General features: G+C 75.6%; 12 protein-coding genes. 6 read left to right on the forward strand and 6 right to left on the reverse strand.

The annotated features are described in order from the left end of the window. The first annotated feature begins 76 nt into the window (after positions 1–76). The gene (locus tag ACMT9T_RS11770; RefSeq protein WP_414745703.1) at positions 77–694 is read left to right on the forward strand and encodes a histidine phosphatase family protein; all 618 of its coding nucleotides are present in this window, start codon (positions 77–79) and stop codon (positions 692–694) included. 25 nt (positions 695–719) lie between these two features. Here ACMT9T_RS11770 and ACMT9T_RS11775 read toward each other — a convergent pair whose 3' ends face one another. Further along, positions 720–1,088 (reverse strand): hypothetical protein, encoded by a 369-nt coding sequence (locus ACMT9T_RS11775; RefSeq protein ID WP_414745704.1) that lies wholly within the window; start codon positions 1,086–1,088, stop codon positions 720–722. A 178-nt stretch (positions 1,089–1,266) separates the two neighbouring features. Between ACMT9T_RS11775 and opgC the strand changes: the two genes are divergently transcribed. The 5 genes from opgC to ACMT9T_RS11800 all read left to right on the forward strand — a co-directional run bounded on the left by opgC (position 1,267) and on the right by ACMT9T_RS11800 (position 7,472). Beyond that, positions 1,267–3,801 carry an OpgC domain-containing protein gene (opgC, locus tag ACMT9T_RS11780; RefSeq protein ID WP_414745705.1) on the forward strand — a complete coding sequence of 845 codons (2,535 nt, stop codon included), beginning with the start codon at positions 1,267–1,269 and terminating at the stop codon, positions 3,799–3,801. A 184-nt stretch (positions 3,802–3,985) separates the two neighbouring features. Beyond that, positions 3,986–4,321 carry an STAS domain-containing protein gene (locus tag ACMT9T_RS11785; RefSeq protein WP_414745706.1) on the forward strand — a complete coding sequence of 112 codons (336 nt, stop codon included), beginning with the start codon at positions 3,986–3,988 and terminating at the stop codon, positions 4,319–4,321. Beyond that, positions 4,314–4,736, forward strand: coding sequence for an ATP-binding protein (locus ACMT9T_RS11790; protein ID WP_414745707.1), 423 nt, complete (start codon positions 4,314–4,316; stop codon positions 4,734–4,736). The genes ACMT9T_RS11785 and ACMT9T_RS11790 overlap by 8 nt, the downstream gene beginning before the upstream one ends. Next, positions 4,736–6,064: a PP2C family protein-serine/threonine phosphatase gene (locus tag ACMT9T_RS11795; protein ID WP_414745708.1), complete on the forward strand. Its 1,329-nt coding sequence runs from the start codon at positions 4,736–4,738 to the stop codon at positions 6,062–6,064. Before ACMT9T_RS11790 ends, ACMT9T_RS11795 begins: the two co-directional genes overlap by 1 nt. 154 nt (positions 6,065–6,218) lie before the next feature. Then, on the forward strand, positions 6,219–7,472 hold the full coding sequence (locus ACMT9T_RS11800) for a PP2C family protein-serine/threonine phosphatase (RefSeq protein WP_414745709.1): 1,254 nt from the start codon (positions 6,219–6,221) through the stop codon (positions 7,470–7,472). A 13-nt stretch (positions 7,473–7,485) separates the two neighbouring features. Here ACMT9T_RS11800 and ACMT9T_RS11805 read toward each other — a convergent pair whose 3' ends face one another. From ACMT9T_RS11805 to ACMT9T_RS11825, 5 genes are all read right to left on the reverse strand, one after another. Further along, positions 7,486–8,337, reverse strand: a complete 852-nt coding sequence (locus ACMT9T_RS11805; RefSeq protein WP_414745710.1) for a hypothetical protein — start codon at positions 8,335–8,337, stop codon at positions 7,486–7,488. Further along, positions 8,334–8,738 (reverse strand): DUF4913 domain-containing protein, encoded by a 405-nt coding sequence (locus ACMT9T_RS11810; RefSeq protein WP_414745711.1) that lies wholly within the window; start codon positions 8,736–8,738, stop codon positions 8,334–8,336. Before ACMT9T_RS11810 ends, ACMT9T_RS11805 begins: the two co-directional genes overlap by 4 nt. Beyond that, complete coding sequence (locus tag ACMT9T_RS11815) at positions 8,735–10,489, reverse strand: type IV secretory system conjugative DNA transfer family protein (RefSeq protein ID WP_414745712.1); 1,755 nt, start codon at positions 10,487–10,489, stop codon at positions 8,735–8,737. Before ACMT9T_RS11815 ends, ACMT9T_RS11810 begins: the two co-directional genes overlap by 4 nt. After that, the gene (locus ACMT9T_RS11820) at positions 10,486–12,171 is read right to left on the reverse strand and encodes an ATP/GTP-binding protein (RefSeq protein WP_414745713.1); all 1,686 of its coding nucleotides are present in this window, start codon (positions 12,169–12,171) and stop codon (positions 10,486–10,488) included. Before ACMT9T_RS11820 ends, ACMT9T_RS11815 begins: the two co-directional genes overlap by 4 nt. 69 nt (positions 12,172–12,240) lie before the next feature. After that, positions 12,241–13,749, reverse strand: coding sequence for an SCO6880 family protein (locus ACMT9T_RS11825; protein ID WP_414745714.1), 1,509 nt, complete (start codon positions 13,747–13,749; stop codon positions 12,241–12,243). Between the last annotated feature and the right edge of the window lie 10 nt (positions 13,750–13,759).

Consider the following 13,759-nt stretch of genomic DNA (forward strand, 5'->3'; position numbering starts at 1 on the left):
TAGTCCGGGGCCCGCCGCCACGGCCGGGCACCGCGGCGGCGCACAGCCGCGGGCAAGATCCCGGTTGGATGGGGGCATGCAGACATCCCCGGCGGCTCCCGCGCGCCTGCTCCTCACCCGGCACGCGCAGACGCCCTGGAACCGGGAGTACCGCTACAACTCGCGCACCGACGTCGACGTGGGCGACGACGCGGCCGAGCAGCTCGCGCCCCTCGCGGCGCGGCTGCGCGGGGAGGGCGTGGAGCGGATCCTCGTGAGCACGCTCGTGCGCGCCCGCAGCACCGCGCGGATCCTCCAGGAGCAGGGCGTCGCGCCGGGCGTCGTGCCGGAGCCGCGCGCGGAGCTGGTGGAGCTCGACTTCGGCGGCTTCGAGGGGATCACGCGCGACGAGCTGCGCGGACCCGTGCACGGCGCGGCGTTCGCGGCCTGGCTCACGGGCGAGGACGGCGAGCCCGCGGCGCCCGGCGGCGGCGAGACGTGGGCGGAGGCGGCGGTGCGGGCGCGGGCGGTGCTCGACGACGTGGAAGCGGATCCGCGCACCACGCTCGTCGTGGCCCACGGCTACCTGCTGCGGGTGCTCTACCTCACGGCGCTCGAGCGCTCGCCCGCGCGCACGCGGTCGCTCGTGTGGGCGAACGGGCAGCTCATCGAGCTGGAGCGCGACGGATCCGGGTGGCGCGAGCGCGGCGCCTGAGGGCGCGGCGCGACGGCGCGTCCGGCTACGCGGCGGGTTCGACCGGATCCGTCGCGGACGCCGGGTAGCGGAGCTCGAACACGACCTCGTCGAGCGCGCCCGTCCAGACCATGTCGTCCCCGCAGAGCGCGAGCGGGCCGTCCGTGAGGTCGATGGAGTCGGCGAGGCCGAGCCCGGCGATCCACGACTCGACGATGTCGCGGCGCAGCTCGGGCGCGTACGCGTCGGCGTCGCCCGAGAAGTGGACGCCCTCCCACGGCCCGCCGAGCCGCCACGCCAGCGGCGGGAGCCCGCGGATGGCGCCCTCGGCGTTCCACGCGATCGCGATCGAGGTCTCGATCGCCTGGCGGGTGATCGGGCGATCCGTCGGCGTGTGCTCGGGTGCGGTCGACACGGTGGTCTCCTCGGCCAGCCGTCGGCCGCCCTGCTCGTGGTGATTCGGTGCTCGGGGAAGAGGATATCGCGGGCGTCGAGCGGCTCGCCACCCGCCGCCGGGCCGGACGCGGCGGGGGCGCGCGCGTAGGCTCGGCCGGACGCGGGGCTCGGGGGAGCGCACGCGTCGGGGGAGCGGGATGCGTGCACGGGACGGCCAGGGCCGCGGACGGGGTGCGCCCCGGATCCGCCGCGTGCTCGCCGCCGCGGGGCTCGTCGCGGCCGCGCTGCTCGCGTCCGCCGCCGCACCCGCGTCCGCCTCGGTCGGACCCGCCGTGCCCGCCGCCGCCGACGCCGCCCCGGCCCGCGACCTCCCCGCCGTCCTCGTCCCCGAGCGCGGCGCGTACCTCGGCGCCACCCTCGACTGGAGCCGCGACAGCGCCGCCGCCCAGGCCGAGCGGCTGGGCGCGCCGGCCGCCGTCTACGCGCACACCGGATCCGTGCCGATGACCGACGACGAGAGCGCCTACCTCCGCCCGTTCGCCCAGCAGGCGGCCGCCGTCGGCGCGATCCCCGTGGTCACCCTCGAGCCCGCCGTGCCCCTCGCCGAGGTCGACGACGACGTGGCCGCCGCGCTCGCCGACGACCTCCGCGCCGTCCTCGGATCCGCCGACGCCCCCGCGTACGTGCGCTTCGCCCCCGACATGAACGTCCCGTGGTCGGCGTGGGGCATGCAGCCGGACGCGTACCGGGCGGCCTTCGCGGCCGTGGCGGGCGCGGTGCACGCCGAGCTGCCCGGATCCGCGATGGTCTGGTCGCCGAGCTGGGGCGGCTCGTACCCGTTCGGGGCGGACCGGCCCGCGTCCGCCGCCGACCTCCGCGCGCTCGACACCTCGGGCGACGGCGCCCTCGACGCCGCCGACGACCCGTACGGCCCGTTCCTCCCGGCCGCGGGCGACGTCGACGCGGTCGGGCTCTCCGTCTTCCACGACGACTCCCCGGCGGGCCGCGTCGCCATGACGCTCCCCGTGGACGGCGAGCTGGCCGCGCGGCTCGGGCCCGCCGACACCCCGCCGGGCGGCGCCGCGCCGGACGACTTCGTCGCCCGCTTCTCCACGCCGGACGCCACGCCCCTCCTCCTCGAGACGGCCGCGCTGACCGTGGCGGACGCGGATCCCGGCGGCCCGGCCGCGCTCGACGTGCAGCGGGCGTGGTGGCGGCAGGTCATGGCGGCCGCCGGCGACGACGCCTACCCGACCCTCGCCGCGGTGCTCTGGGCCGACACGTCCACCACGCGCGACGGCGTGCCGATCCGCTGGGGCGTCAGCGACGAGCCGGACGTCGCCGCGGCCTTCGCCGCCGACCTCGCGGACAGCGCCCTCGTCGCCGGGCCGGTCCTCGATCCCGTCGCCCTGCCCGCGGCGGCGTCGGGGCCGGGCGTCATCCCGGCGGGCTGGAGCGTCGTCGTCGCCGTGCTCGCGCTCCTCGCCGCGGCGGGCCTGTACGTGCTCGCGACCCGGCCGCGGATCCGCGCGCGCCTCGCGTACGACGAGCCCGGCCGCCGCGACCTCCGCATCGACATGATGCGCGGCGTCGCCATCGTGTTCGTCGTCGTCAACCACGTGGGCCTCGTCTCGGCGTTCCAGACGATCACGCAGGAGGGCGTCGGCGTGGTGTCCGGCGCGGAGCTGTTCGTGCTGCTGTCGGGCGTCGTGCTCGGCCTCGTGCACCGGCCGGCGATGGAGGCGGGCGGGATCCGGGAGGTCGCCGGGCGCACGACGCGGCGCGCGGTGAAGCTCTACGTCACCGCGCTCGTCGTGGTCGTCGTCGTGCTCCTCCTCAGCCGGATCCCCGGCGTCGACGGCACGGTCGTCACCACCTTCACGGACGAGGGCACGGGCGCGGCCGGGGCGGGCGCGGCCGGCACCGTCTACGACCTCTACGCCGGCAGCGACCGGCTCCTCACCTACCCGGCGTCCGTCCCCGCGCTGTTCGACCTCCTGCTGCTGAAGGTGGGGCCGTGGCAGTTCAACATCATGGGGCTGTACGTGGTGCTCCTCGCGGTGTCGCCGCTGGTGCTGCTGCTCCTCGTCCGCCGCCTGTGGCCGGTCGCGCTCGGGATCAGCGTCGCGCTGCACGTCGTCGGCGCCCTCGCCCCCGCGCGCCTGCTGCCGTCCCAGTTCGAGGACTCGTTCCCGCTGCTGTCGTGGCAGCTGCTCTTCGTGGTCGGGATGGTCGTCGGCTACCACCGGCGGAGCATCGTGGCGTGGTGGTCGTCGCGCGCGGGCCGCGTCGCCCTGCCGGTGTGCGTGCTGCTCGCCGTGCTCCTCGCGCTCTTCGCCTGGAGCAACCCGTACCTGGCGGATCCGCTCGACGTGCGGCTCGCGCTCCTGCCCGACGCCACCTACCAGCAGGTCTACGACGCGTGGTTCCAGCGCACGCGGATCGAGCCCGGCCGCCTCCTCGACGTGCTGCTCGTGGTGGTCGTGGGCTACGCGGCGCTCACCGCGTTCTGGCGGCCGATCCACCGGGCGCTCGGCTGGTTCCTGGTGCCGCTCGGGCAGGCGACCCTCTACGTCTTCGTCATGCATGTGCTGCTCGCGCTCGTCGTCGCGAACGTCCCGGGCCTCGCATCCGGCGGCGTGGTGGTCGGCACGCTCGCCTACGTCGTGATCCTCGGGCTCCTCTGGGTGATGGTGCGCACGCGGTTCCTCTTCCGCCTCGTGCCCCGGTGATCCACCGGGCGAACGCCCCGACGCGACGCGCGATCGGGGGCTCCCCGGCATTCCCTCGCCATGGGAGACTGAGCGGGAACGGGGTGCGGGGACGCTGGCCCACGCGCGGAGGGGCGCGCGGACGGGCCCTCCCGCCGTCGGCGGCGAACCGGCCGCCCCGTCGCCGACAGGGGGAGAGCACCGGATGGACTTCACGACGACGACATCGGTAGTGGACGACACGACCGTGGTGAGACCGGAGGGCATGCTCAACATGGCCTCCGCGGACGAGCTGCGCGCGGCCGTCGAGCAGGCGATCGTCGAGGGCCCGCCCCGGATCGTCGTCGACCTCGAGGCCGTGCCCTTCATCGACTCCTCCGGCCTCGGCGCCCTCATCGGCTGCCTCAAGACCGCGCGCGACCAGGGCGGCGACCTCCGCATCGCGTCGCCGGGGACGCAGGTGACGATGGTGCTGAAGCTCTCGAACCTCGACCGCGTGCTCCTGTCCTCGCCGAGCGTCGCGGCGGCCTACCGTGACTGAGACGACGCGGACCCTGACCCTCCAGTCCCCGCCCGACGACGTGGACGCGGTCCACGAGCTCGTCGCCGGCCTCTGGTCCGACCGCCCGGACGTGGGCGAGCTCGACCGCATGGCGTTCGAGACCGCCCTGATCGAGCTGGCCTCCAACGTCATCGAGCACGCCGACCAGGGCGAGGGCGTCTCGTGCGTCGTCAGCGTCACCGTCGACGACGGCGTCATGAGCGCGCGCCTGGCCGACGGATCCGAGCCGGGCGACTTCCGCCTCGCGCCGCGGGACATGCCCGGCGCCGACGCGGAGTCGGGCCGCGGCCTCGCCATGGTGCAGATGCTCTGCGACGAGCTGACCTACGAGCGGGTCGGCGCCGAGAACGTGTGGAGCGTGCGCCGGACCCGGATCGAGCCCGAGGCGTCCTGATGAGCTCCGACGCGCGGTCGTCCCGGCTCGCCGCGCCCGCCCTGCCCGAGTGGGTGCTCCGCGCGGCCTGGATCCCCGAGTCCGTCGCCCGCGCGCAGTCCGGCGGCGCGTCCGGCCCCACCCCCATGCTCAAGCAGCTGCCGATGCTGCTGCTCTTCGTCCTCTCGGTGCTCGCGAGCCTCGCGGTGCCGACGCTCGCGATCACCTCGCCGCGCGCGCTCCTCGTCGCCTCGGTGGTCCTCGTCGTCGCGACGGTCCTCTCGGTGCTCGTCTCCCTGCGCCGCGACCTCGTGCGCTTCACCGCCGTCGTGCCCGCGCTCGACTTCGTGGCCGTCGGCGTGCTGCGGATCGCGACGGGCGAGAACACGTCCGTCTTCGGGTCGCTCGTGATCCTCCCCGTCGTCTGGTTCAGCCTCAACCCCGGCCGCTGGAACGTGCTCGTCGCCTTCGTCGGCGTCTACGTGACCCTCGGCCTCCCGCTCCTCCTCGAGCTCGGCGAGCAGAACGCGAACGAGCTGTGGCGCGGCCTCTTCAGCGCGCTGGCCTTCGGGGTCGCGGCGCTCGTCGTCAACGAGCTGTCCCGCCGCACGCGCCTCAGCCTCGAGGCGTCGCGCGCCCGCGAGCGCGTGAGCGAGGACGAGCTGACCCGCGCGTCCGTCGTGCAGCAGGCGCTCCTGCCGAAGACCTCGGCGCCGCTGCCGGGCTACCAGGTCGCGGGCGCGTGCCTGCCGTCCAAGGCCGTGGGCGGCGACTTCTTCGACTGGTACCCGGTGAAGGAGGGCCTCGCCTTCACCCTCGGCGACGTCATGGGCAAGGGCGTGGGCGCGGGGATCATCGCGGCGACCGCGCGCGCCGTCGTCCGCAGCGCCAAGAACATCCCGGATCCGGTCGCCGCCCTCGACCGCACCGCCGACTGCTTCACCGCCGAGCTCAGCGAGGCCGCGTCGTTCGCGACCGTCTTCCATGCGCGCGTGCGGGCCGAGGACCACACCGTCCTCTACGCGGACGCGGGCCACGGCCTCTCCGCGCTGGTGCGCGCGGACGGCACGTCCGAGCGGCTGGAGTCCACGGACCTGCCCGTGGGCGTCCCGGGCGGATCCGGCTGGGGCACCCACGAGGTGGTGCTCGGCCCGGGCGACCTCATCGTCACCTTCAGCGACGGCGTGCTCGACCTCTTCGACGGCACGCTCCGCGCCGTGGACCACGTGGCCGACCTGGCGCGCGCGTCGGCGTCGGCGGACGAGCTGGTGGAGCGGATCACCGCGCTCGCCGCCGACCAGACGAACCCGGACGACGTGACCGTGCTGGTGCTGCGCCGCGAGGCCTGAGCGCGGCCGGTCGGAGGCCCGCCCTATCCGGTGAGCGCTCCGAACACCTCGGCATACACTCGAAGGAGGCGCCGCGATCCGGGGGGATCGCGCGACGGGCGGGTCTCCGCCCGACGCGCACGGCGCCGGATCCACCAGGGGGCAGCACATGGTCATGCAGGAACCCGTCGCGCGACAGGGCGGCTCGGACCCCGCGGGGCGCGCCACCGTCGACGCCACCTCGCTCCGCGGTGCCGCCGAGGAGGCGCGGCTGCGCGCCGTGCACGACCTGCGGCTCGTCGGATCCACCGCGGAGGAGCGCTTCGACCGCGTCACCCGCATCGCGCGCGAGCTGTTCGACGTGCCCATCGCGGAGATCAACCTGGTCGACGACACCGAGCAGTTCACGAAGTCGCCGCAGCCCGCGGGCGTCTCGCTGCTGTCCGACCGCTCGCAGTCGTTCTGCGACATCGCCATCCGCGCTCCCGAGATCCTCGTGGTGCGCGACGCGACCCGGGACGAGCGCTTCGCCCACCGCACCACCGTCACGGGTCCGCGCCACATCCGCTTCTACGCGGGCCGCCCGCTCCTCTCCGGCGGCCAGACCGTCGGCACCCTCTGCCTCGTGGACACCGAGCCGCGCGACCTCGCGCCCGAGCAGGAGCGACTCCTCGACGAGATGGGCGCGTGGGTCGAGCGCGAGCTCCGCGACAGCCAGGACGAGGAGCTCGCGGGCGACGTGCAGCGGCGGCTCCTCCCCGTCGACCGGCCGCTCTGGCCCGACTACGACCTCGCCGGCATCAGCCGCCCGGCCCGCGGCGTGGGCGGCGACTTCTACTCCTGGGGCGAGGACGCCGACGGCCTGCACGTGACCATCGCCGACGTCATGGGCAAGGGCGCGGGCGCGGCGATCCTCGCGTCGGCCGTGCGCTCCGGCTTCCAGGCGCACCGCGGCCCGGACGCCGCGCGCACCGTGACCGCGGTGCAGGCGCAGCTCCAGGGCGACCTCGACGCGACGGAGACGTTCGCGACGTTCCTGCACTGCCGCGTCGACGGATCCACCGGCCGCTTCGCGTACGTCGACGGCGGACACGGGCTCACCGTGCTGCTGCGCGCGGACGGCACGCACGAGACGCTGCCGGCGCTCGGCCTGCCGCTCGGCGTCGTGCCCGGGGCGACCTGGGCGCCCGCGTCCGGCGAGCTGCGCCCGGGCGACCGCCTCCTCGCCTTCACCGACGGCGCGCTCGACCTCTTCGACGGATCCCTCGACTCGGTCGCCCCGCTCGTCGAGCTGGTGCGCACCGCCGGGGACGCCGCGGAGACGGTCGGCCGCATCATCGACGCGGCGGCCGCGGCCGCCGCGCGCGGCGTGCTCGGCGACGACGTGTCCGCGGTGTGCGTCCGCTACGCGGGCGGCGCCACCGCCTGACCGGTCCTGCCGTTCACGCGTCCGGCGCCACCGCCCCCAGCGGCTGCAGGCTCGGGTGGTCGCGCAGCGCGTCGAGGCCCTGCGTGCCGAGCACCGTGAGCACGGCCGCGATGGGGGCGTCGACGCCGCGCAGGCGCAGCGGCTCGACGTCCGGGAACTGGCAGACGAGGGCCCATTCGGCGACCTCGGGGTAGACCGCGGTCATGCCGGCGTACCAGAAGGCGAGCCAGCGCCCGCCGACCTGGCAGAGGAGGCGGCGGTCGGAGATCACGAGCCGGACGGGCTGCAGCTCGCGCCACTGCTCGGCAGCCTGCGCCTCGGCCGCGCTCCGCCGGGACGCGTTGCCGATGGCCGCGACCGCCATCCCGGCGACCACGAAGGCGGGGCTCCCGACGAGGAACCCGCCGGAGCGCTGGTACGTGACGTCCTGCCCGTAGTACCGCTCGTAGTCCGCCTGCACGTCGTAGAGGAACACCTCGCCGGGCTCGGCGACGACGTCCCAGACGGCGATCCCGGGCGGGGCCTCGCCGCGCAGCAGCGACGCCCGCAGGCGGCACGCCTCCGCCCAGCCGGCGGCGCTGCGGACGGCGAGGTCCTCGGCCGCGGCGGCCTCGCGGGCCGGCCGCGCGAGCTCGTGCCGGGCGCCGCGGACCATGCCCGCCAGCACGCGCGCGCCGCGGATCAGGGTCCGCACCGCCGCGACGCAGAGGGCGAGGAGCACGAGCCCCGGGACGATGGTCTCCGGCCGCGTGAACAGCTCGGGGCGCGCGATCAGCGTGAGGAGCCCGAGCAGGCCCATGCCGAGCACGAGCAGCGCCGGCCAGCAGAGCAGGAGGCGGAACCAGCCCGGCACCTCGCGCTTCACGACGCCGCTCCCGCTGACGGGCCGAGCGGATCCGGAGGGCCGCCGGGCAGCGGCGCGCACGGCAGCGGCTCCCCGGCCTCGGTGGTGGCGGAGCTGCGCGCGAACGGACCCGTCGGGCCCATGAGGACGGCGAGGTGGTAGTCGGCGTGATCCCGCCACCACACGCTCATGCCGGTCGCGCCCTCGAGGCGCAGGGCCTCCCACGCGAGCCAGAGCGCCTCGAGCCGGGCGACGGCCTCGGGGTGGCGCCACCACTCCGGATCCCACCGGCTCTCGCCGCGCGGGCTCACCTCCCGGCGGTAGGCGGGCGCGAGGAACCCGCGCACGAACGCGTCGAGGTCGGCGTGGACCGGCTCCGTGGCCGCGACGGGATCCGCGCCCCAGCTGAACCCGTCCGTCATGACGCCGCCCCCGACCCGGAGACGGCGCGCGCGTCGGCCGCGGCGAGGGACGCGCGGATCACGGGCGCCGCGGGGCCGTCCATCCACGGCACGGTCGCGATCATCGAGGCGCGCACCCCGGACGCGAGCAGGACCGCGCGGCCCCGCGGCAGCTCCGCGAGCTCGGAGGTGTCGAGGATCCGCCGCCTGCTGTTCTGCACGCTCGTGGACCGGACGCCGCGCGTCGTCGAGCTCGAGACGCTCTCGTGGTCGTAGTCGCCGATGAGCTCGGACAGCTCCCGCAGCCACTCCGCCTCCTTCACGCCGCCGAGGTACACGACCTCGTTCGCGGCGCTGAAGAGCTTGCGCATGCCCTCGCGGCCGAACACGTCGACGCCCTGCGCGTACGACTGGAAGATCGACATGACCGGGATCCCGCGGGAGCCGAGGTGCGAGTACAGGTCGGGCAGGTCCTTCCACCGGCACACGTTGGCGGCCTCGTCGAGCACGCAGAGGAGCGGCGTGCCGAGGCGCCCGCCCGGCTGGGTGCGCGCGAGGCGCTCGGCGGCCTCGACGATCGCGACGGTGAGCGCCGTGACCAGGGGAGCGGCCGTGCCCTCGCCCTCCATCGACAGCGAGTAGAGGGTGTCGGTGCCGCGCACGAAGGCGTCGGGGTCGAGGCGGGGGCGGGGATCCGCGGCCGCGTCGCCGCCCGCCGGCGTGACCCACCGGTTCACGCGGGAGCTGCGGACGCAGGCCGCCATCTTGCGGGCGGTCGCGTACACGCCGTCCCGCTGCCTCGGCGAGGTGCGCGACGCGCTCTCCACGTCGTCGGCGATGAGCGGATAGCCGCCGCGGCGGAGCACGGCCACCATCTCGCGCTCGTCCGGATCCGTGAGCCAGCGGAGCACGTCCGTGATGGGCCGGCGGTCGAGCGCCGCCGCGAGGAGCAGTCCCGTGAGGAGGTCCTTGCCCGCCGCGTCGAAGAACGCGTCGCCGCGGTCGTCGGGCTCGCGGGATCCGGCGGCGAAGTGGCCGGCGAGCTTCGCGGCGGACTGGTCGTCGACGACGGAGGAGAGCGGATCCCACCACCAGGTCGGCTCCTCGCCCGCGACCTGCTGCGGGTCGAACACCCACGTGGTGCCGACGCCCTGGCGCAGGTCGCGCGTGGCGTGCACGACGTCGGGCTTGTTCGACGTGGTGACGAGCGCGCCGGGCGCCGCGAGGATCGCGGGCACCACGAGCGAGGTGGTCTTGCCGACGCGCGGGCCGGCGATGCCGATGGACACGTCCTCCCACGAGGCGTAGAGCATGCCGCCGCCGCGGAGGTCGCGGCCGAGCGGGACGCCCGGACGGCCTGGCACGCCGAGGCGCGCGGCCGTCGCGAGGGCCGCGCGCTCGCGCAGCCCGCCGAGGTCGGACGCGGAGGCGAGGTAGCGGGCGCTGCGGTCGACGCGCGTGCGCTCGCGGCCGAGGCGGCGGAGGGCGCGGGCGACGACGACCGTCCCGGCCGCGAGCAGCGCGGCGACCGCGACGGCGATCACCACGGCGAGCGGGGTCCACGCGACCTCGCCCTTCTTCAGCGCGATGGCGACGGCGAGCGGATCCCCGGGCAGCGCCGTCCCCGCCCCCGTGAGCGCGTGCGCCGCGGCGAGTCCCGCCCACGCCGATGCGAGGAGCCCGGCGGCGATGCCGATCGCCCAGGTCGCGATGACCGTGCCCGGGTTCGCGCGCCCCGGCTCGGCTCGGCGGTTCGTCTGCTCGGCCCTCATGCGGCGCCCGCCTCCACGGCCTCGAGGGCGTCGTCGACGGCTGCGACCTGCGACTCGGGCGGCCGCGCCGTCGTCTCGTCGGGCTCGGGGAACGACTCGGTCGCGTGCCAGGCCTTGTTCGTGTCGTTGATGTGCCGCTCCTCCTCCGTGAGCTCCACGTGCACCGGGATCCCGGGGTGCCCGCCGACCTTGATGAGGAACCGCCCGCGTCCCGGCGGCTCCTGGTCGGGCGACCAGCCGGGCGGGTTCTGCCACGACATCACGAGGTCCTGCTCCGAGCGCGAGAGGGCGACCGCCTGCGTGAGCATCGACATCTCCGCGCGCGGCAGGCCGCCCGCGACCACCATGCCGGCGCGCTCGACGAAGCCGCGCGCCTTCATCCGGTCCTGCTCGTCGGCGAGCGCGAGGAGGTCGGACATGGTGTGCGTGATCATCGCGAGCCCCACGCCGCGCTGCCGGTTGAGGCGCGTGAGCGAGTCGATGCGGTCGACGATGCCCTTGCCCACGCGGAGGGCGCGCCACAGCTCGTCCATCACGATGAGGTAGTGCCGCCGCGGCTGGAGGCCCGCGTCGGCCAGCGCGGTCGCGACGTTCACGGTGCCGAAGCCCTGCGACCAGCAGGCGAGGAGCACGGCGGCCTGCAGGTCGGTGTCCGACTCGTCGATGGACGACACGTCGTAGACCACGGGCCGGTCGTGCCGCATGGCCACGTCGGTCTGCTGCGCGAAGATCTCGCCGAGCCGGCCACCGCGCGTGAGGCTGATGAGGCTGGCCTCGAGCCCGCGGGTGATCTCCTGGTAGCGCCCGAGGTCGCCGCGATCGACGGCGACGTCGCGCACGGCGGGGTGGGCGTCCTGGATCACGCGCAGCAGGTCGGCGAGCACGGGCACGCCCGGGAACTCGTCGTCGAGCACGCGCAGGGCGGCGTCGATGATCGACTCCTCCACGTCGTCGGGCGCCTGCTTGCGGAGGATCGTGAGCAGCGACGAGACCATCGTGTTGCGGCGCCCGTGGGCGTCGGCGATGAGGCGCTGCCGCTCCTGCTCGAAGCCGGCGGCCCGCAGCTGCTCGGCGGCCTCGATCGCGCCGCCCGGATCCAGCACGTTGAGGTGCCCGCGCCCGCGCCCGAGCGTGATCACCTGGCCGTCGAGCGCGTGCACCATGTCGACGTAGTCGGGCTTGAGGTCGCCGAGCACGAGCGGCAGGTAGCCCATGCCGTCGCCGCCCACGCACATGCGCCGGATGAGGGTGGACTTGCCGAGGCCGGGGAGGCCGAGGGCGAAGATCGACGGGTTCGAGATGATCCCGGACTGGAACCAGGAGATCGGGTCGGCGCACACCGTCGCGCCCGTGTCGAGGTGTAGGCCGAGCGGCACGCCGCTGATGGGGCTGCTGGATCCCACGGCGTACGGCCACAGGCCGCACACCTGCACAGTGGTGCCGCGCCACTCGGGGGCCGGCTGCACGAGCACGGTCTCGCCGCGGGCCCGGCCGAGCCAGCCGCGCGGGGAGGGGCGCCGCTCGGAGCGGGAGGCGGCGCGGAGGGCGCGGCGCTCCTCGCGGGTCGGGCGCGGCGCCGGGGGACGGGCCTCGGCCTCCGATGCCGCGCGGGCCGCGTCGGCGGCCAGCTTCCGGGTGCGGCGGGTGGCGACCTTGCGGGATCCCTGGTCAAGCGCGGGCACGGCGGCTCCTCTCGTGGCGAGTGGCGGCGGGCGACGCGGCCGGGCGGCGGGCGGCGGCCGGACGGCGGATCACAGCTGGTCCCGGATGTCGTGCGGGATGGCGAGGTGCCGCGGCAGCACCAGGCCGAGCGGCAGGCCCGCCGCGAACGCCGAGTCCTGCGAGCCGTGCACGAGGCGCAGCCGGATGCGGGCCTGCGCGGAGAGGCTGTCGACGGCGGCGCGCGCGTCCTCGATGGTGGCCGGATCCTGCACGGTGGCCGTCACGACCATGCCGAAGTTGACGAGCCCCGCGCCGCCCGACTCCTCCGACTCGTTGGCGAAGGCGGCGATGACGTCCTTGCGCGACCGGCCGGTGGGGTTCCGGGTCGACCCGACGAGGAACTCCGCGTCGCGCTTGTCGGCCTCGACGATGGCGGCGGCGCGCGCCGGGTCGATGGGCCGGTAGAGCATGGTCACGCGCTTGCGGGCGATGTGCCGGTGCGGCGCCAGCAGGCGCGACAGGATCGACTCGCCCACGTTCCCGCGCGGCGCCTGCGACATCATCCACGACACCGAGAGCGCGGAGTCGTGCCGGTACGAGTCCCACGCGGCCTGGTGCGCGGTCGGCCCGACCTCCGGCCAGTACAGCTCGGTGGCCTGCCCGGCCGAGTTGGCCTGGTCGATGAGGATCGCGGCGGCCGGGTCGTAGGCGATCCGCACCACCTCGCACAGCTCCTGCGCCGTGAGCGGCCGGGCCGCCCCCGCGCCCGTGGAGGAGAGGCCGGACGTGAGGCCGGGCAGCCGGTACGCGAGCTCGCGGCCGACCTCCTCGGCGCTGCGTCGCGCGGCGCCGGTGCGCGCGGCGCCCGCGAAGGTGATGGCGACGTACGCCTTGATGGTCGCGGCGCCCGCCGGGTAGGTGGCCACGATCTTCCGCAGCACGCTCTTGGAGAAGTCGGACCCGCGGTCGTCGATGCGGCCGAGCACCTCGGAGGCGAGCCGCGTGCCGGTGTCGGGCGCGGTCTCGAGGGTGACGGACGCGGCCACGAGGCCGGGCTCGTCCGCGAGCGCCTCGAGCCAGGAGCCCCACTCGGCCACCCAGATGTCGACCTGCTCCTGGTCGACGAGCGCGGATCCGTCGGGCTCGGCCCCGAGCACGACCGTGAAGTCGTTCGTCGACGGCACCTCGATCAGCGCGAACGGCCGGCCGTAGGAGTCCTTCCACTCGGTGAGGCGGGATCCCGCGGCGAGGCCCGGCAGCTGCGCCGTGCCCCACTCCGCGAAGCCCAGCGGCCCCGAGCGGTAGAGGTGCGCGCCGCGGTTGCGGGCGAACAGCCAGCCCGCGCGGTTCATGATCCGGATCATCCCCGACTCCCCGTGCTTGTCCTTGACCGCGACCGCGGCGAGCACGCCGGCGAACACCGCCGCCGTGATCACCCCGGCGACGAGTCCCTTGTTGGTGGCGACGATGATGACCATCACGGCCCCGGCGAACCCGAACATCGTCGGGAACATGCCGAGCCCGCCGACGCCGCGGGTGCGCGGCTTCCGCCAGTTGCCGTACGTGCGCGCGGTGGCGCGGCCCTCGATGGCGCTCATGGATCCGTGT

Origin of the sequence: Clavibacter vidaverae (assembly GCF_047529985.1) — a bacterium.
Taxonomy (GTDB): domain Bacteria; phylum Actinomycetota; class Actinomycetes; order Actinomycetales; family Microbacteriaceae; genus Clavibacter; species Clavibacter nebraskensis_A.

Bases quoted from the DNA above. Each gene is read 5' to 3' on its own strand.
- ACMT9T_RS11770 (WP_414745703.1), top strand. From the start codon at position 77: ATGCAGACATCCCCGGCGGCTCCCGCGCGCCTGCTCCTCACCCGGCAC.
- opgC (WP_414745705.1), top strand. From the start codon at position 1,267: ATGCGTGCACGGGACGGCCAGGGCCGCGGACGGGGTGCGCCCCGGATC.
- ACMT9T_RS11785 (WP_414745706.1), top strand. From the start codon at position 3,986: ATGGACTTCACGACGACGACATCGGTAGTGGACGACACGACCGTGGTG.
- ACMT9T_RS11795 (WP_414745708.1), top strand. From the start codon at position 4,736: ATGAGCTCCGACGCGCGGTCGTCCCGGCTCGCCGCGCCCGCCCTGCCC.
- ACMT9T_RS11800 (WP_414745709.1), top strand. From the start codon at position 6,219: ATGCAGGAACCCGTCGCGCGACAGGGCGGCTCGGACCCCGCGGGGCGC.
- ACMT9T_RS11810 (WP_414745711.1), bottom strand. From the start codon at position 8,738: ATGACGGACGGGTTCAGCTGGGGCGCGGATCCCGTCGCGGCCACGGAG.
- ACMT9T_RS11815 (WP_414745712.1), bottom strand. From the start codon at position 10,489: ATGAGGGCCGAGCAGACGAACCGCCGAGCCGAGCCGGGGCGCGCGAAC.
- ACMT9T_RS11825 (WP_414745714.1), bottom strand. From the start codon at position 13,749: ATGAGCGCCATCGAGGGCCGCGCCACCGCGCGCACGTACGGCAACTGG.